Origin of the sequence: Achromobacter mucicolens (assembly GCF_029866465.1) — a bacterium.
Lineage (GTDB): Bacteria > Pseudomonadota > Gammaproteobacteria > Burkholderiales > Burkholderiaceae_B > Achromobacter > Achromobacter mucicolens.
The window spans coordinates 5,665,483-5,682,553 of sequence record NZ_CP123364.1 but is presented as its reverse complement, the minus strand read 5'-3'; the positions used below and the strand labels follow the sequence as shown (position 1 = coordinate 5,682,553).

Sequence of the window (17,071 nt, the reverse complement as noted above, 5' to 3'; positions counted from 1 at the left end):
GTCGCTCTTATTCAAACCTCGATTCTACCTTGCCTGGGCTGGGGTTATCCACAGGGAGGGCCATAAGCGTCTACATGGCGCCCCCTTAACTGTTTGACAAGACAGGGAAAACTTGCTGAAATGGTGGGCTTTTCCGAATTCTGTCTGTCAGAAGGTTTCGCAGAAAGCTGGCCGGACACGCTCCTACAAGAGCAATTTGTCCGGTTTTTAGCTTTGCTGAATAGGTCGCCCGAGATGAAATTCTCGGTACAGAGCCCCGTCTTAGAGTCGTTTTTCGCACCGGTTGCGAAACCCGTTGCAAAAATGCTCCTAGATACCCGCTTCTGCTTAGCGCGACGTGGAACCCTCCGGGCAGGTCCCTTCTGACTTGTTCTTTTTGTGGATCGTCCATGAAACGCACCTACCAACCTTCCGTTACCCGCCGCAAGCGCACCCATGGCTTTCGCGTGCGCATGAAAACCCGCGCTGGCCGCGCGATCCTGAGCGCCCGTCGCGCCAAGGGCCGCAAGCGTCTGGCCGTCTAAGTCCAGTTTTCCGGTTTTCCGGAATCTGACTTTCGCACGGACCGACCATATTGCAAGACCTCTCGCAATCCTGTCCCGGTTCCGCGCAACCGCCTGACCCGCAGTCCATGCCGCGCTCCACGCTTCCTCCGGAGGCGCGGCTGCATCGCCCCTCCGAGTTTGCCGCCGCCCTCAAAGGCCGGCGTCTTGCCCGAGGGGCATTCTTCATTGTGAGCGCGGCTCCCAATGATCTGCCTCCCGGCCAGGACGCCTGTGCTCGCCTGGGGCTCGTCATCGCCAAGCGGTTTGCCGCCCACGCCACCACGCGCAACGCCTTGAAGCGGGTCATCCGCGAAGCGTTCCGCCATCGGCGCCTGGCGTTGCCGGCGAAAGATTACGTCGTGCGCCTGCACAGCAAGGTCGCTCCCGCCACGCTCACGGCGCTGAAACGCGCCGCCAGGGCCGAAGTGGACGCTCACTTTGAGCGCATCGCGCGATGATCAAGGCTCTACTCATTGCCCCGATCCGGTTCTACAGGTTTTTCCTGAGTCCCTGGATTGGCAGGCAGTGCCGTTTTACTCCGACCTGCTCGGCGTACGCGATCGAAGCGATCGAGCGCCACGGTGCATGGCGCGGCTTCTGGATGGCGGTCCGGCGCATAGGCCGGTGCCATCCCTGGTCACCCGGCGGACTGGATCCGGTTCCGCCGGCCAAGGGAACCAACGACGCCCGGTGCTGCTCCCACAGCCACCGCATCGAGCACGATTGACGCTAAACTGGCGGGCTTTGCTGGCCCGTATTCACTTCAGTAGGCACCATGGATATCCGACGAACCGTCCTCTGGATGATTTTTTCCTTTTCGCTGTTGCTCCTTTGGAACAACTGGCAAATCCATAACGGCAAGCCGTCGCTGTTCGGGGCCCCGCCCGCGGCCAGCACGACCGAGTCTCCGGCTGCCGCCAACAATGCGACGCCGTCCGTGCCCAGCGCGCCGACCGCGACCGCCGCACCGGCCTCCACGGTGCCTGGCGCCGCTACCCCCGTCCCCACGCGTTCCGAAGAAGTCGTCATCACCACCGACGTGCTGCGCCTGACCTTCGACACGATGGGCGCCCAGCTGGTGCGCGCCGAGCTGCTGAAGTATCCGGCCACCGGCCAGCCCGACAAGCCCACGGTGCTTCTGGACCGCTCGGCGGGCCTGAACTACGTGGTGCAGACCGGCGTGGTCGGCGCAGCCAGCGGCCAGAGCTTCCCCACGCACCAGACGCCGTTCCGCCTGGTCTCGCAAGAACGCGAACTGACCGGCGACAACCTGGTCGTCACGTTCGAAGGCGAATCCGGCGGCGTGAAGGTCACCAAGACGTTCACCCTGCATCGCGGCCGCTACGACATCGACGTGCGCCATGACCTGGCCAACGTCGGCGCCGCCCCCGTGGCCCCGTCCCTGTATCTGCAGATCGAGCGCGACGGCAACGATCCGGCCGATACGTCCAGCTTCTATCACACGTTCACGGGCTTTGCCGTCTACTCGGAACAGGACAAGTTCCAGAAGAGCACGTTCAGCGACATCCAGAAGAAGAAGGCCAGCTACATCAAGCAGGCGGACAACGGCTGGATCGCCGTGGTCCAGCACTACTTCGCCACGGCCTGGGTGCCCCCGCAAGGCAAGCCGCGCACGAACGAACTGCTCGAAGTCCAGCCCAACCTGTACGCCGGCCGCAGCATCGAAGCCGTCGGCGAGATCGCCCCGGGCGCCGCCGCACGTGTCGACTCGCACCTGTGGGTCGGTCCGCAAGACCAGAAGGCCATGGCCGCGCTGGCCCCGGGCCTGGAACTGGTCGTCGACTACGGCTGGCTGACCATTATTGCCAAGCCGCTCTTCACCCTGATGACCTGGCTGCACTCCATCCTGGGCAACTGGGGCTGGACGATCGTCGCGCTGACCGTGCTGATCAAGGCCGTGTTCTACCCGCTGGCCGCCGCCAGCTACCGCTCGATGGCCCGCATGAAGCAGGTGGCTCCGCGCCTGCAGGCCCTGAAGGAAAAGTACGGCGACGACAAGCAGAAGCTCAATGCGGCCATGATGGAGATGTACCGCACCGAAAAGATCAACCCGCTGGGCGGCTGCTTGCCGATGGTGGTTCAGATTCCGGTGTTCATCTCGCTGTACTGGGTGCTGCTGGCCAGCGTGGAAATGCGCGGCGCGCCGTGGATCCTGTGGGTGCACGACCTGTCCGTCCGCGATCCGTTCTTCATTCTGCCCGCCATCATGATGGCCACCATGTTCCTGCAGATCAAACTGAACCCGACGCCGCCGGATCCCATCCAGGCCAAGGTCATGATGATCATGCCGCTGGTGTTCGGCGGGATGATGTTCTTCTTCCCGGCCGGCCTGGTGCTGTACTGGTGCGTCAACAACATCCTGTCGATTGCGCAGCAGTGGTCGATCACCCGCGCCATCCAGAAGAAATCGGAAGTGGCGGCCAATCGCTGATCGCCCTTCAGAAACAAGAAACCGGCCTTTCGAGGCCGGTTTTTTTTTTCGCCCGTTGCGATTGAAACGCGGAAGGCACGTTCAGCACTTTCCATGCCCATGAGGCATATACATAGGTATTACTTATCGCCAAAGCAGGATCAATCAACTTCACACAGCCAATCCTGGCACCTATGATGGCTCTGAATTTGCCCTCCGGCGTCCTGCCCGCCGGAGTTTTTGCTGCAACGCGCGCGGCCCGCAAGGCGGATCCGCGACATCCAGGAATGACTTAGGGAGTGTGCCATGACCGACAAGAAGCCTTTGACCACCGCCTCGGGCGCCCCAGTGCCGGACAACAACAACACCTTGACCGCCGGCCCGCGCGGTCCCGCCCTGCTGGAAGATTTCTGGCTCATTGAAAAACTTGCCCACTTCGACCGCGAACGCATCCCCGAGCGCGTCGTCCATGCCAAGGGCTCCGGCGCCTACGGCACCTTTACCGTCACCCACGACATCAGCCGCTACACCCGCGCCAAGATCTTTTCCCAGGTCGGCAAGCAGACGCCGCTCTTTCTGCGCTTTTCGACGGTCGCCGGCGAACGCGGCGCCGCCGACGCCGAACGCGACGTGCGCGGATTTGCGATCAAGTTCTACACCGAGGAAGGCAACTGGGACCTGGTGGGCAACAACACGCCGGTCTTCTTCATCCGCGACCCCCTGAAGTTCCCCGACTTTATCCACACCCAGAAGCGCGATCCCAAGACCAACCTGCGCAACGCCACGGCCGCCTGGGATTTCTGGTCGCTCAACCCCGAATCGCTGCATCAGGTCACCACGCTGATGAGCGATCGCGGCATCCCCGCCAACCTGCGCCAGCAGCACGGCTTCGGCTCGCATACGTTCAGCTTCATCAACGCCAACAACGAGCGCTTCTACGTGAAGTTCCACTTCAAGTCGCAGCAGGGCATCGCCTGTCTGACGGACGAGGAAGCCGCGCAGGTCGTCGCCCATGACCGCGAAAGCTCGCAGCGCGACCTGTTCCAGAACATCGAAGAGGGCAACTTCCCGAAGTGGACGCTGAAGGTGCAGATCATGCCCGAGGCCGAAGCGGCGTCGTATCACATCAACCCCTTCGACCTGACCAAGGTCTGGCCGCATGGCGACTATCCGCTGATCGAAGTCGGCGTGCTGGAACTGAACCGCAACCCCGAAAACTACTTTGCCGAGGTCGAGCAGGCCGCGTTCACGCCGGCCAACGTGGTGCCGGGCATCGGCTTCTCGCCGGACAAGATGCTGCAGGGCCGCCTGTTCTCGTATGGCGACACGCACCGCTATCGCCTGGGCATCAACCATCACCAGATCCCGGTGAACGCGCCCAAGTGCCCGTTCCACAGCTTCCATCGCGACGGCGCGGGCCGCGTGGACGGCAACGCCGGCGCCACCATCAACTACGAGCCCAACAGCGCGGGCGAGTGGAAGGAAACCCCGTCTGCCGCCGAACCGCCGCTGGCGCTGGACGGCCAGGCCGCGGCCCGCTGGAACCACCGGGTCGACGACGACTACTACTCGCAGCCGGGCGCGTTGTTCCGCCTGATGACGCCGGCGCAGCAGGAGCAGCTCTTTGGCAACATCGGCCGCCACATGGCGGGCGTGCCCGAAGTCATCCAGCGCCGCCAGCTGGATCACTTCAAGAAGGCCGACCCGGCCTATGCCGAAGGCGTGGCCAAGGCGCTGGGGCTGAAGCTGTAAACGTTACGCGCCAACCATGAAAAAAGGGGCGGCATCATGGCCGCCCCCTATTGCATTCTGATCGCTCGATCACTGCAACAATCACCGCTGCATCCCCCAACGCCGAACCGTCAGCCGTTCCAGCGTATCGAACGCCAGGTTTTCCACAAGCAGCCCAATGATGACCACCGCGGCCAGGCCCGCGAACACCCGGTCTGTGTATAACTCGTTGCGGTTCTGAAAGATGTACCAGCCCAATCCGCCCTTGCCGCTGGATGCGCCAAACACCAGTTCGGCCGCGATCAGCGTGCGCCAGGCAAACGCCCAGCCGATCTTCAGTCCGGCCAGAATGGCGGGCAGGGCGGCCGGCACCAGAATCTGCAGCACATAGCGCAACCCGGTCAGCCCGTAATTGCGCCCCGCCATCCGCAGGGTGTCAGACACCCCCAGAAAGCCCGCATACATGTTCAGCGCCAGCGCCCACAGCACCGAGTGGATCAGCACGAACACCAGGCTGCCTTCGCCCAACCCAAACCACAGCAACGCCAGCGGCAGCAGGGCGATCGCCGGCAGGGGATTGAACATCGCCGTCAGCGTGGACAGCAGATCACGCCCGAACCGCGTGGACACCGCCAGCGTCGTCAACACAAAGGCCAGCACGACACCCGCCAGGTAGCCCTGCACCAGCACGCGCATCGACTGACCGGCGCGCGCCAACAGCTCACCGCTGGCCACGCCCTCGACAAAGGCCTGGGCGGTCTGCCAGGCGCCGGGCAACAGCAGGTCGTTGTCGGTATAGCGCGCCGCCAGTTCCCACACCACCGCCAACAGGGCAAGGATCACGCCCTTGCGCAGGGCGGCGTGCTGCCACAGCCGTTCGTGCCACGGCAGCGGCGTCTCGGCGGCTTGCGGCGGCAGGGGGGGCAGGTCGTATTCCACCTCGGGGCGGATGAACGCCGATCCGGCATGGCCGATGCTCATGCGCGCTCCTTTCATGCCGCCGCACGCTCGGCCTGAGCCAGCGGCGGCGTTTCGAACAACAGGTCGTGAATGCGGCGCGACGCTGCCTGGAAAGCGGCCGATCCCTGGCTGTGCAGGTCAAAGCCGTGCGCATTCAGTTCGGCGCGCACACGGCCCGGATGCGGGGAGAGCAACAGAATGCGGCTGCCCAGCACCAGCGCCTCTTCGATGGAATGGGTGACAAACAGCAGCGTGAACCGCACGTCGTCCCACAGCGCCATCAGTTCCTCCTGCATGCGCCGCCGCGTCAGCGCATCCAGCGCGGCAAACGGCTCATCCATCAGCAGCACGCGCGGCTGCATGGCCAGCGCACGCGCAATGGCCACGCGCTGCTTCATGCCGCCGGAAAGCGTATGCGGATACGCATCGGCAAACGCCGCCAGCCCGACCTTGTCCAGGTAATGCATCGCCCGTTCGTCGGCCTCGCGCCGATTGAGCTTTCGCGACGCCACCAGCGGAAACGCCACGTTCTGGCGCAACGTCTTCCACGGCGGCAGCTGGTCGAATTCCTGGAACACCACGATGCGGTCCGGGCCCGGCCCCTGAACCGTCTTGCCGTCGATCGCGATCCGTCCCTCGGTCGGTTCGATGAATCCGGCGATCGCCTTGAGCAGCGTCGATTTCCCGCAGCCGGACGGCCCCAAAAGGATGAATCGCTCGGCGCCATGCACGTCGAAGCTGACCTGATGCGTCGCCCGCACGCGCCGTTCGCGCGTCTTATATTCGATCGACACCTTATCCACAGCCAGCAAAGGCAAGGGCCGATCGACGTTATCCACAGGGGTGGCGCGGCTCACGGCCATGTCAGCTTCCCTGCGCCGTGACGGGATCGTCGAAGAAGTAGTCGCGCCAGCTTGCCGGCGCATGTTTGATCGCGCCGACCTTGTGCATGAACTGCGCCAGCGCGTACGTATTCTGCGGCGCCAGCTTGAACTGCACATCGGGATTCTTGATGACCTTGATGAGGAAGTCGCGATCCTGCTTGGCGCCCGTGACCCGCAGATAGATGTCGGCCGCCTGTTCCGGATGGGCCACCGCAAAGCTGGCCGCCTCCTTCAAGGCTTCCTGGAAGGCCTTGTAGGTCTTGGGATTCTCGCGGCGGAATTTCTCGGTGGCGAACAGCACGGTAGACGAACTGGGCCCGCCCAGCACGTCGTACGAATTGAGCACGATGCGTGCCTTCGGGTTCTCGGCCAGTTCCTGCTCCTGGAAGGGCGGGTTGCCGAAATGGCCCGTGATTTCCGTGCCGCCGGCGATGATGGCCGCCGCCGCGTCCGGGTGCGGCAGTGCCACCGAGATCTTGTCCAGCTTGTTGTACTGCGCATCGCCCCACAGCTTGGCCGATGCCAGTTGCAGCACACGCGATTGCACCGACACCCCCACCGCGGGCACGGCGATGCGATCCTTGTCCGTGAAGTCGGCAATCGTCTTCACGTTCGGATTGTTGGTCACCAGGTAGTACGGGAAGTTGCCCAGCGACGCCACGCCCTTCACGTTCTGCTTGCCGTGCGTGCGATCCCAGATCGTCAACAGCGGTCCCACGCCCGCCCCCGCGATATCCACAGCCCCGGACAGCAGCGCATCGTTCACGGCCGAGCCGCCGGACAGCTTGGCCCATTCGACCGAGATATCCACACCTTCGGCCTTGCCATGCTTTTCGATCAGTTGCTGGTCCCGTGCGACGTTCAGCAGCAGATACACGATGCCGTATTGCTCGGCAATCCGGATGCGACCTTCGGCCTGGGCAGGCGTGGGCGAAGCCAGCGCCAGCACGGCGAGCATCAGCGCCAGGCCGGCGCCCGTGGCGGTCTGGACCAGTCGATCCCGTAGCGTGGAGGTCAAACGCATGGCGTTCCTTGTGGATAAGTGGGGTGAGGTCATGAGCGCGGCGTCAGAAGGGCGCATCGCCCTCGATCGTCGTGCGGTAGAGCTTGCGGCGCAGGTGATCGGGCGTGCCGCCGGCCAGATGGATCAGCGACCGGTTGTCCCAGAACACCAGGTCATGCGGCTGCCACTGGTGGCGATAGATATGTTCTGGCCGCACGCTGTGGATAAACAACTCGTTCAGCAGCGCGCGGCTTTCGTCGTCCGGCAGGCCCTCGATCCGGGTGGTGAAGCCTTCGCTCACAAACAGCGCGCGCCGGCCGTTCTCGGGATGCGTGCGCACCACCGGATGCACCACCTCCTGCACCTGCGCAATCTGCGCTGCACTCAGATTCGGGCGCCAATTGCCTTCCTTCTGCAGTTGGCCGTATTGCGCCAGATAGGAATGCACGCCGCGCTGGCCGTCAATGGCGTTCTTGAGCGCCTGCGGCAGCGTGTCGTAGGCCAAGTGCATGTTCGCGAACAAGGTGTCTCCGCCTTCGGCAGGCAGTTCCTGCGCGTGCAGCAGCGAACCCAGGCTGGGCAGTTCCTTGTACGAGATATCCGAATGCCAGTATTTGCCCGCGTCGCCCAGACCGATGGGCTTGCCGTCTTCCACAATGTTCGAGACCGTCAGGATCTCCGGATGACCGGGCAGATGGAATTGGTGCAGCACGTGGATCATCAGGCGGCCGAAGCGGCGGCTGAAATCGATGTGCTGCTGCGGCGTGATGCGCTGGTCGCGAAACACCAGCAGGTGATGGTCCAGGTGCGCCTTGTGCACGCGGGCAAAATCGGCGGGCGCCAGTTCACGCGACAGGTCCAGGCCGATGACCTCCGCGCCCAGCGGACCGGGCAGGGGGCGCACGTCAAACGTTTGCGTGTCAGGTTGGGAGGCGGCGTGCGCTTCGCGCCGCAAGGCATTGCTCTGGGACATCGGTCGCTCCGGTTCGCCTTATCGGCATGGCAGGAACGACCGATTATGAAAACGCCGCCATCCATCTCAAACGAAGTTATCGGCGTTTGATCAAAGCTTTACGTCATATAGCAAAAAGCCGCGGGGGCGCCCCGCGGCTTCATGACCAACCGCATATAAACAAATAGCGGATCGGTCGTTACCGGGCCGGCAAGAATGCTTCGACCAGCTTCACCCAGTACGTCGCGCCGACCGGCAGCAACGCGTCGTTGAAGTCGTAATTGGGATTGTGCAGCTGGCACGGACCCATGCCGTGATAGGTTTCCATGCGGTGGTCGCCGTCGCCATTGCCCAGGAACAAATATGAGCCCGGCACGGATTCCAGGAAGAACGAAAAGTCTTCCGCCCCCATGAAAGGCGGCATGTCGCGCAGCACGTTCTCCGCGCCAAAGGCGTCTTCGGCGACCTTCGCCGCAAAGGCGGTTTCCTTTTCCCAGTTCACCAGCGGCGGATACGCACGCACGAAATCCAGCTCGCCCGTGCCGCCATATACCTGCGGCAAGGTGGTCGCGATGCGCCGCATGTCGGCTTCGATCTTGTCCAGCGTGTCCACCGAATACGTGCGCACCGTGCCGCGCAGCACGGCTTCGCCGGGAATCACGTTGTAGGCATCGCCTGCATGGATCTGCGTGATCGACAGCACCGCCTGCTCCAGCGGATTCTTGCTGCGCGAAATGACCGTCTGCAGCGCATGCACCATGTCGGCGGCCACGATGATGGGGTCGACCGACGAATGCGGCTGCGCGGCGTGGCCGCCGACACCCTTGATGACGATGTCCCAGCGGTTGCTCGACGCCATCGTGGGGCCGGACCGGAACCCGAACTGATTCACCGGCATGCCGGGCATGTTGTGGATGCCGAAGACCGCATCGCAGGGAAACTTGTCGAACAGCCCGTCCTGCATCATGGCGCGCGCGCCGGCGTTGCCGCCTTCCTCGGCCGGCTGGAAGATGAACACCACGGTGCCGTCAAAATTGCGATGCGTCGACAGATACTGCGCAGCGCCCAGCAGCATCGTCGTGTGCCCATCGTGGCCGCAGCCATGCATGCGCCCGCTGATCGTGGACTTGTGGGCAAACCGGTTGTGCTCCGGCATCGGCAGCGCATCCATGTCGGCGCGCAGGCCGATGGTCTTGCCGCCGCTGCCGGCGCGCAGAATGCCCACCACCCCGGTTTTCCCCAGCCCCGTGTGGACTTCCAGTCCCCAGCCGCGCAGGCGCTCGGCCACCAGGTTGGAAGTGCGCGTTTCCTGAAACGCCAGTTCGGGATGGGCATGGATATCGCGCCGCAGCGCAGTCAGGTCCCCGTGTACGCGTTCGATTTCGGCAATGGTTTTCATGGCTGTGGATAAGCTGTCTGGGTGGATGGATGACGCATGCGCAAAAGGCTTGCTGGTGCGGGAATTCTCGCGCCGCCGCGCGCCCCCCGTCCAGCCCTTTTTCGGCGCAGGTCAGGCGCCATCATTCAAATGGCAGGCGCTTAACTGCCCCGGCGCGATTTCCCGCAGGAGCGGGCGTTCCGTTTTGCAGCGCGGCATCGCGTGGGGACATCTGGGGTGAAACGCGCAACCGGAAGGCGGATCCAGCGGCGAGGGCAGCTCGCCGCGAATGGGTTGATACGCCCGTCGCCCGGGCGTCAGCGTGGGCAGCTCCTTGAGCAGCGCCTGCGTGTAAGGATGGTTGGCGCGCGCGAAGACCGTATCGGTATCGGCCAGTTCGACGATGCGTCCCAGATACATGATCGCCACGCGGTCCGAAATGTGGCTCACGACGCTGAGATTGTGGCTGATGAACAGATACGTCAGGTCCAGGTCCGCGCGCAGCTGTTCGAACAGGTTCAGCACCTGCGCCTGGATCGACACATCCAGCGCAGCCACGGCCTCGTCGCAGACGATCACCGAAGGCTTGAGCGCCAGCGCCCGTGCAATGCCGATGCGCTGGCGCTGGCCGCCCGAGAACTGATGGGGATAACGCTGTGCAAAGCTCGGATCAAGTCCCACCTGACGCATCAGCCCGGCCACGTACTCCAGCTTGTCGCGCGAGGCAATCAGGCCGTGCGCCGTCGGCGCTTCGCCGATGATGTCGCGCACCCGCATGCGCGGATTCAGGGACGCGTACGGATCCTGAAAGATCATCTGCACACCCAGCTCGTACGCGCGCCGCTCCGCGCCCTTCATGGTATGCACGGGCCTGCCCTGATAGTGCACCTGGCCCGCAGTGGGCGGCAGGATGCCCGACACGATGCGGCCCAATGTGGATTTTCCACAGCCCGATTCGCCAACGATGCCGATCACTTCGCCGGGTTTGACCGCCAGGTCGACGCCCGCCACGGCATGCACCACCTGCGTCTTCAGGCCCGCACCCAGCAGGTTGGCAATGCGGCCGGCCAGATCCACCGGTTGCACGAAGCGCAGTTCGACTTCGTTCAGCGCGAGGATCGGCGTGGGGTTGATTGCAGCTTCGGTCATAACGTATCCGGCGCTCCGGCATGCCAGCAGCGCACCCATTGCGCCGGGCGGACTTCGACAGGCGGCGGTTCGGTAAGACACGCGTCCGTCGCGCGCGGACAGCGCCCCCGGAATGCACAGCCCTGCGGCAGGTTCAAGAGCGACGGCGTCATGCCGGGAATCGGCACCAGCGGCTTGCCCCGCGACGCTGGCGTCGGAATCGACGCGATCAACCCGTGCGTATACGGATGCATCGGATGGCTGATGACCGCCTCGGTGCTGCCCGTTTCCACGACACGGCCCGCATACATCACCGACACACGGTCGGCCAGGCCCGCCACCACGGCCAGGTCATGCGTGATCCAGATAAGGCCCGTGCCCGTTTCGCGGCAGAGCTTCTGCACTTCGAACAGGATCTGCCCTTGTATCGTGACGTCCAGCGCGGTCGTGGGCTCGTCCGCAATGATGAGGCGCGGCGAATTCAGAAGCGCAATGGCGATCGCCACCCGCTGGCGCATGCCGCCGGACAGCTGATGCGGATACGTGCGCAGGCGCTCTTCCGGAGAGGGAATGCCCACCATCGCCAGCGTCTGCAGCGCGCGCTTTCGCGCCGCTTCGCGCGAGACCTTGGCATGCGCCTGCACCGCCTCGATCATCTGCGTGTCCACCCGCAGCACCGGATTGAGCGTCATCATCGGATCCTGGAAGATCATCGCGATCTCCTGTCCCCGCAACTGACGCCATCGCGCAGGCGTGGCCGCGCGCAGGTCCTCGCCGTTCAGCCTGAGATCGCCGTCGACGATGCGCCCGGGCTCATCCAGCAGCCCCATCAACGAAAAGCCCGTGATGCTCTTGCCCGATCCGGACTCGCCCACCAGCCCCAGGATCTCTCCTTCGGCCAGCGTCAGGTCCACGCCGTCCACGGCCTTGACCACGCCATTGCGCGTGAAGAAATGCGTCTTCAGGCCATGCACATCAAGCACTGGTGCCGGGCCCGGCACGGATCGCTGCGCGGCGTTCGTCTGCATCGCCCCTGTCCTCAATTCGCGTGCCGCGGGTTGAGCACATCGCGCAGGTGGTCGCCCACCAGGTTGATGGCGATGATGGCCAGCGCCAGCGCAATGCCGGGAAAGAACGAAATCCAATACTGGCCGGAAAGCAGGTACTCGAAGCCGTTGTAGATCAGCATGCCCAGCGACGGCTCGGTGACCGGCACGCCCACGCCCAGGAACGACAGCGTTGCCTCCAGCGCAATCGCGTGCGCCAGGTCGATCGTGGCGATCACGATGAGCGGCGGCATGCAGTTCGGCAGCACGTGCCGGAACAACACGCGCGACCACGACAGCGACATGCACCGCGCCGCCTCCACGTATTCCTTGCCGCGCTCGACCAGCGCCGCGCCACGCGCGGCCCGCGCAAAATACGCCCATTGCACGACGATAAGCGCGATGATCACCTTATCCACACCCTTGCCCAGAATGGCCAGCAGCATCAGCGCCACCAGGATCGCCGGGAACGACAACTGGATATCCACGACCCGCATCAGCAAGGCGTCGATGCGTCCGCCAAAGTACGCGGCAATCAGCCCCACGGTGGCGCCGATGCCAAAGGCGGCCAGCACCGACACCGTGGCCACCATCAGGCTCGTGCGCATGCCGTAAAGAATGGCGGAAAAAAGGTCGCGCGCCTGGCCGTCGGTGCCCAGCCAATGCCGCATCGAACCATCCCCGCTTTCGCTGCCCGGCTTGAGCTTCGAATCCATGATGTCCAGGCTGGCCAGATCATAGGGATTCTGCGGCGCGATCCACGGCGCCAGCAGCGCCGCCCCCACGATCACGACCAGCATCACCAGACCCAGCGTAGCCAGCTTGCTGGCAAAGAAGTCCGACACGAAACGGCGCCAGGGCGACTGCTCTTTCGTCGGCGCCGGGGGCGAGGCAGCGGTGGCGGGCGTATTCATCATCGGCGGCTATCCAGGCGTACGCGGGGGTCCAGCACCGTGTAGATGATGTCCACCACCAGATTCAACATGACCAGGAAGAAAACGATCAGCAGCAGATACGCCACCACCACCGGCCGATCCAGGTTGATGATGGAATCGATCAGCAGCTTGCCCATGCCCGGCCACGAAAACACGGTCTCCGTCACGACGGCAAATGCCATCACCTGACCGAACTCCAGGCCGGCCACCGTCACTACGGGAATCAGGATGTTCTTGAGCAGATGCACGCCCAGCACACGCTTTTCAGACAGGCCCTTGGCGCGCGCGAACTTGATGTAGTCCATGGGCAGCGCCTCGCGCGTGGCGGCCCGCGTCACGCGGATGATCATCGCGCACTTGGCGAACGCGATGGTCGCGGCGGGCAGGGCCAGGCTCAGCCAGCCGTCGAGCGTCAGGACGCTCAGTTGCAGCGAGCCGATGCTGACGGTGTCGCCGCGGCCGCCGGCCGGCACCCAGCCCAGCATCACCGCAAACACCATGATGAGCATCAGGCCCACCCAGAAATTGGGCAGCGAAAATCCCAGCACAGAGCCCGTCATGATCGCGCGCGAGCCCACCGCCGCGGGTTTCAAACCCGCCAGGATGCCGAGCGGCACGCCGATCAGCACCGACAGCAGCATCGCCACACAGGCCAGCTCGACCGTCGCCGGCATGCGCTCCAGGATCAGGTGCATGGCCGGTTCGCCGGTCAGGAAGCTGTTCCCGAAATCGCCGCGCACGGCCTGGCTCATGAAGATCAGGTACTGCCGCCACAAGGGCTGGTCCAACCCCAGCGATGCACTGATCGCGGCGCGCTGCGCCTCGGTCGCTTCCGGACTGGCCAGCATCGAGACCGGATCGCCGACCATGTAAATGCCGGCAAAGACCAACGCCGACATGACAAGCATGACGACGATGGTCTGCAGCAGCCTTCTGACAATGGTTGCAAGCACGAGATATCGCCCGGCGCGCTTACTTCTTCAGCGTAGCGTTCTGCGCCAAGGTGACCTGGTCCGGACGGCCTTGATAGCGGATGTCGTTCTTCATCGCCCAGACCGACAGCTCGAAATGCACGGGCAGCATCGCGAAATCATCCATGGCGATGTTGCTTGCCGTGGACAGCAGCTCCGCGCGCTTGGCGTCATCCATCGTGGACGAGGCCTGCTTCACCAGTTCATCCATCTTGGGGTTGGAGTAGCGGCTGCGGTTCGTCGTGCCCTGGCCCGCTTCCGGGTTGCGCGTCATCAGCAGCGACGTCAGCGCGTTCGACATTTCACCGCTGGTCACCGACCAGCCCGCCAGGTAAGCCGAGAACGAGTAGCTGTCGCGGTTCTTGAAGAACACCGGGGGCGCCATCGCATCCACGCTGGTCTTCACGCCGATGCGCGTCCACATCGATGCAATGGCCTGCGCCACCTTCGAATCGTTGACATAGCGGCCGGACGGCGAACCCAGCGTGATCGAAAACCCGTTGGGGTAGCCCGCTTCCTTGAGCAGCGCCTTGGCCTTTTCGACATCGGCCTTGGGCGCCTTCGAATGTTCCTTGCTGGCGCCGAACATCGGATACGGCAGCAGGTTGCCCGCGGGCAGGGCGACGCCGCCCATCACGCGTTCGACCAGCGCATCGCGATTGATCGCCAGCGACAAGGCCTCGCGCACGCGCTTGTCCTTCATCGGATTCTTGTCGGTGCCCTGCACGCCGGGCGAGGGCTCCGCGTACTGGTCCAGCGCCACGTACACCACGCGCACCGACGGCGTTTCCTCGACAAAGAGCTTCTTGTCGGACTTGAGCTTGGGCAGGTCGTCGGTGGGAGGATCTTCGATCATGTCCACGTCGCCCGCCAGCAGCGCGGCCACGCGCGCGGCGGCGTTACTGATCGGACGATAGACCACGCGATCCCATTCGGGTTTCTTGCCCCAATAGTTGTCATTGCGCGCCAGCACAAACTCCGCGCCGCGCTTCCAGGACACGAACTTGTAGGGCCCCGTCCCGATGAGGCCGTCGCCGCTGTTCAATTCGGTCGTGGTCTTGCCTTCCGCGGCGGGGCCCGACGCGGCCTTCTTCGACATGATGGGCAGCTGCGCCAGGTTCACCAGCAGATTGGGCGCGACGTCCTTGGTGGTGATTCGGATCGTCATCGGATCGACCGCTTCGGTCTTGGCGACAGATCCCAGATACAGCGTGAACGGCGAGGGGCTGTTGGGCACCTTCGGCACGCGGTCGTACGTGAACACGACGTCCTCGGCGGTGAACGGCGTGCCATCGGAGAATTTCACGTTCGGGCGCAGCTTGAAGGTCCAGACCTTGCCATCGACCGTCCAGGATTCCGCCAGCGACGGCTGGGGCTTGAGCTGCGCGTCGGTGGCGACAAGCGTATCGAAAATGGTTTGGGAGATCTGCGTGTTCGGCGTCAACGCGTGGTATTGCGGATCCATCGAAGACGGCTCGGTCTTCAGTCCTATCACCAGGTCGCGGGCCATGGCCGCACTGAATGTGCCACAGGCCATCACCACCGCGGCAGCGCCGCAGGCCAAGACACGCGAAAACCGAGATGCCATCGTGATCTCCCAGAGTTGTTTCGGGTTTTGAACCTCGGGGCCACAGTAACCAGCAAACAACGCGCCGCGCAACAGTTATATTCCCCTATTGTTTCGCCTTGCCATCTGCCCCGATATGTCCGCTTACGCCCCCATTGCCGCCATTGCCACCGCTCCCGGAAGAGGCGGCATCGGCGTCGTGCGCATTTCTGGTGCGGACCTGTCCGAATTGGTGCGGCGCCTGTTTCAGCGTGATCTCACGCCCCGCCATGCGCACTATCTTCCCTTCAAGACCGTCGAAGGCGAACTGCTGGACGAAGGCATCGCCATCTACTTTCGCGCGCCGCATTCCTACACCGGCGAAGACGTGCTGGAGCTGCAGGGCCACGGCGGCCCGGCCGTGCTGCGCCGCGTGCTGGACAGCTGCCTTGCCGCCGGCCGCGACCTGGGCGTGCGACTGGCCGAACCCGGCGAATTCACACGCCGCGCCTTCCTGAACGACCGCATGGATCTGGCGCAGGCCGAAGCGGTGGCCGACCTGATCGAAGCCTCGTCGGTCGCGGCCGCGCGCGGCGCCATGGCGTCGCTATCGGGCGAATTCTCGGCACGCGTCAACGACCTGTCCGACCGCATCATTCACCTGCGCATGCTGGTCGAAGCGACGCTGGATTTTCCCGAAGAAGAGATCGACTTCCTGGAAAAGTATCAGGCGCGTCCCACCCTGGACGCGTTGGCCGGCGACCTGTCCGCGCTGATCGCGCAAGCACGCCAGGGCGTCATCCTGCGAGAAGGCCTGCATGTGGTGTTGGCAGGCCAGCCCAACGTGGGCAAGTCCAGCCTGCTCAATGCGCTGGCGGGCGACGACATCGCCATCGTCACCCCCATTGCCGGCACCACGCGCGACAAAGTGGTGCAGGAAATCCATATTGATGGCGTGCCGCTGCATATTGTCGACACGGCCGGCCTGCGCGAAACCGAAGACACCGTCGAAAGCATCGGCATCGCGCGCACCTGGCAGGAAATCGAACGCGCCGACGTCATCCTCCATTTGCAGGATGCCACCCAGCCGGGCGACGAACTCGACGCGCAGATCACCGCGCGCCTGCCCGCCCGCACGCCGGTGCTGAAGGTATTCAACAAGGTCGACCTGCTGCCCGAGCCTTTCGTCCCCGGTCCCGGCGAACTGGGCATCTCGGCCAAACGCGGCGCGGGGCTGGACGCGCTTCGCGCCGAACTGCTTCAAATCGCGGGATGGAACCCTGGCGCCGAGTCGCCTTGGCTCGCGCGAGAACGGCATCTGCATGCATTGCAGGAGGCTGCCGAACATCTGGAATTGGCCGCCGCGCATGCCAGTCAGGATGACCGGGTGCTGGACCTGTTTGCCGAGGAACTGCGGCTGGCGCACGACAGCTTGTCGAGTATCACTGGCAAGTTCACCAGCGATGATTTGCTGGGGGAGATTTTTTCCAGTTTTTGCATCGGGAAGTAGTCAGGTCTTCACCCGCAACATGCTTGCGCACATCGATTTTCTTAATTAATA

At 63.9% G+C, this 17,071-nt stretch carries 16 protein-coding genes; 6 read left to right on the top strand and 10 right to left on the bottom strand.

Annotated features, from left to right (window positions below; genetic code table 11):
• Positions 1 to 389 precede the first annotated feature (389 nt).
• The 5 genes from rpmH to QEP15_RS25935 all read left to right on the top strand — a co-directional run bounded on the left by rpmH (position 390) and on the right by QEP15_RS25935 (position 4,728).
• Positions 390 to 524, top strand: a complete 135-nt coding sequence (gene rpmH, locus QEP15_RS25955) for a 50S ribosomal protein L34 (protein ID WP_006228069.1) — start codon at positions 390 to 392, stop codon at positions 522 to 524.
• 107 nt (positions 525 to 631) lie between these two features.
• A complete protein-coding gene (locus QEP15_RS25950) occupies positions 632 to 1,003 on the top strand; it encodes a ribonuclease P protein component (RefSeq protein WP_056327643.1) in 372 nt (123 codons plus the stop codon).
• The gene (gene yidD / locus QEP15_RS25945) at positions 1,000 to 1,272 is read left to right on the top strand and encodes a membrane protein insertion efficiency factor YidD (RefSeq protein ID WP_056327642.1); all 273 of its coding nucleotides are present in this window, start codon (positions 1,000 to 1,002) and stop codon (positions 1,270 to 1,272) included. The genes QEP15_RS25950 and yidD overlap by 4 nt, the downstream gene beginning before the upstream one ends.
• A gap of 48 nt (positions 1,273 to 1,320) precedes the next feature.
• Positions 1,321 to 2,997, top strand: a complete 1,677-nt coding sequence (gene yidC, locus QEP15_RS25940; protein ID WP_280148264.1) for a membrane protein insertase YidC — start codon at positions 1,321 to 1,323, stop codon at positions 2,995 to 2,997.
• Positions 2,998 to 3,282: 285 nt separating this feature from the next.
• Positions 3,283 to 4,728 carry a catalase gene (locus QEP15_RS25935; protein ID WP_280148263.1) on the top strand — a complete coding sequence of 482 codons (1,446 nt, stop codon included), beginning with the start codon at positions 3,283 to 3,285 and terminating at the stop codon, positions 4,726 to 4,728.
• An 81-nt stretch (positions 4,729 to 4,809) separates the two neighbouring features.
• On the opposite strand, the gene QEP15_RS25930 is transcribed toward QEP15_RS25935, so the two are convergent.
• From QEP15_RS25930 to QEP15_RS25885, 10 genes are all read right to left on the bottom strand, one after another.
• Entirely contained in the window at positions 4,810 to 5,688 is an 879-nt protein-coding gene (locus tag QEP15_RS25930) for an ABC transporter permease (protein WP_280148262.1), read from the bottom strand.
• Between the two features lie 11 nt (positions 5,689 to 5,699).
• Positions 5,700 to 6,530, bottom strand: coding sequence for an ABC transporter ATP-binding protein (locus tag QEP15_RS25925; protein WP_280148261.1), 831 nt, complete (start codon positions 6,528 to 6,530; stop codon positions 5,700 to 5,702).
• A 1-nt stretch (position 6,531) separates the two neighbouring features.
• Entirely contained in the window at positions 6,532 to 7,575 is a 1,044-nt protein-coding gene (locus QEP15_RS25920; protein ID WP_280148260.1) for an ABC transporter substrate-binding protein, read from the bottom strand.
• Positions 7,576 to 7,618: 43 nt separating this feature from the next.
• Positions 7,619 to 8,527 carry a TauD/TfdA dioxygenase family protein gene (locus tag QEP15_RS25915; RefSeq protein WP_280148259.1) on the bottom strand — a complete coding sequence of 303 codons (909 nt, stop codon included), beginning with the start codon at positions 8,525 to 8,527 and terminating at the stop codon, positions 7,619 to 7,621.
• Between the two features lie 178 nt (positions 8,528 to 8,705).
• Complete coding sequence (locus tag QEP15_RS25910; protein WP_056327635.1) at positions 8,706 to 9,905, bottom strand: M20 aminoacylase family protein; 1,200 nt, start codon at positions 9,903 to 9,905, stop codon at positions 8,706 to 8,708.
• Between the two features lie 111 nt (positions 9,906 to 10,016).
• Positions 10,017 to 11,033, bottom strand: coding sequence for an ABC transporter ATP-binding protein (locus QEP15_RS25905; protein ID WP_262760544.1), 1,017 nt, complete (start codon positions 11,031 to 11,033; stop codon positions 10,017 to 10,019).
• On the bottom strand, positions 11,030 to 12,040 hold the full coding sequence (locus QEP15_RS25900) for an ABC transporter ATP-binding protein (protein ID WP_152383037.1): 1,011 nt from the start codon (positions 12,038 to 12,040) through the stop codon (positions 11,030 to 11,032). The genes QEP15_RS25905 and QEP15_RS25900 overlap by 4 nt, the downstream gene beginning before the upstream one ends.
• Before the next feature lie 11 nt (positions 12,041 to 12,051).
• Positions 12,052 to 12,972, bottom strand: a complete 921-nt coding sequence (locus tag QEP15_RS25895) for an ABC transporter permease (protein WP_056327777.1) — start codon at positions 12,970 to 12,972, stop codon at positions 12,052 to 12,054.
• Positions 12,972 to 13,946 carry an ABC transporter permease gene (locus QEP15_RS25890; protein ID WP_062839296.1) on the bottom strand — a complete coding sequence of 325 codons (975 nt, stop codon included), beginning with the start codon at positions 13,944 to 13,946 and terminating at the stop codon, positions 12,972 to 12,974. The genes QEP15_RS25895 and QEP15_RS25890 overlap by 1 nt, the downstream gene beginning before the upstream one ends.
• Before the next feature lie 19 nt (positions 13,947 to 13,965).
• Positions 13,966 to 15,552 (bottom strand): ABC transporter substrate-binding protein, encoded by a 1,587-nt coding sequence (locus QEP15_RS25885; RefSeq protein ID WP_062839295.1) that lies wholly within the window; start codon positions 15,550 to 15,552, stop codon positions 13,966 to 13,968.
• A 115-nt stretch (positions 15,553 to 15,667) separates the two neighbouring features.
• Between QEP15_RS25885 and mnmE the strand changes: the two genes are divergently transcribed.
• Entirely contained in the window at positions 15,668 to 17,020 is a 1,353-nt protein-coding gene (gene mnmE / locus QEP15_RS25880) for a tRNA uridine-5-carboxymethylaminomethyl(34) synthesis GTPase MnmE (protein ID WP_056327776.1), read from the top strand.
• Positions 17,021 to 17,071 lie beyond the last annotated feature (51 nt).

What these genes read in the sequence shown, in the direction of transcription:
- rpmH (WP_006228069.1), top strand. Translation starts at nt 390, where the DNA reads ATGAAACGCACCTACCAACCTTCCGTTACCCGCCGCAAGCGCACCCAT.
- QEP15_RS25935 (WP_280148263.1), top strand. Translation starts at nt 3,283, where the DNA reads ATGACCGACAAGAAGCCTTTGACCACCGCCTCGGGCGCCCCAGTGCCG.
- QEP15_RS25885 (WP_062839295.1), bottom strand. Translation starts at nt 15,552, where the DNA reads ATGGCATCTCGGTTTTCGCGTGTCTTGGCCTGCGGCGCTGCCGCGGTG.
- yidD (WP_056327642.1), top strand. Translation starts at nt 1,000, where the DNA reads ATGATCAAGGCTCTACTCATTGCCCCGATCCGGTTCTACAGGTTTTTC.
- QEP15_RS25950 (WP_056327643.1), top strand. Translation starts at nt 632, where the DNA reads ATGCCGCGCTCCACGCTTCCTCCGGAGGCGCGGCTGCATCGCCCCTCC.
- QEP15_RS25895 (WP_056327777.1), bottom strand. Translation starts at nt 12,972, where the DNA reads ATGAATACGCCCGCCACCGCTGCCTCGCCCCCGGCGCCGACGAAAGAG.
- QEP15_RS25915 (WP_280148259.1), bottom strand. Translation starts at nt 8,527, where the DNA reads ATGTCCCAGAGCAATGCCTTGCGGCGCGAAGCGCACGCCGCCTCCCAA.
- yidC (WP_280148264.1), top strand. Translation starts at nt 1,321, where the DNA reads ATGGATATCCGACGAACCGTCCTCTGGATGATTTTTTCCTTTTCGCTG.
- QEP15_RS25930 (WP_280148262.1), bottom strand. Translation starts at nt 5,688, where the DNA reads ATGAGCATCGGCCATGCCGGATCGGCGTTCATCCGCCCCGAGGTGGAA.
- QEP15_RS25905 (WP_262760544.1), bottom strand. Translation starts at nt 11,033, where the DNA reads ATGACCGAAGCTGCAATCAACCCCACGCCGATCCTCGCGCTGAACGAA.
- mnmE (WP_056327776.1), top strand. Translation starts at nt 15,668, where the DNA reads ATGTCCGCTTACGCCCCCATTGCCGCCATTGCCACCGCTCCCGGAAGA.
- QEP15_RS25900 (WP_152383037.1), bottom strand. Translation starts at nt 12,040, where the DNA reads ATGCAGACGAACGCCGCGCAGCGATCCGTGCCGGGCCCGGCACCAGTG.
- QEP15_RS25925 (WP_280148261.1), bottom strand. Translation starts at nt 6,530, where the DNA reads ATGGCCGTGAGCCGCGCCACCCCTGTGGATAACGTCGATCGGCCCTTG.
- QEP15_RS25910 (WP_056327635.1), bottom strand. Translation starts at nt 9,905, where the DNA reads ATGAAAACCATTGCCGAAATCGAACGCGTACACGGGGACCTGACTGCG.
- QEP15_RS25920 (WP_280148260.1), bottom strand. Translation starts at nt 7,575, where the DNA reads ATGCGTTTGACCTCCACGCTACGGGATCGACTGGTCCAGACCGCCACG.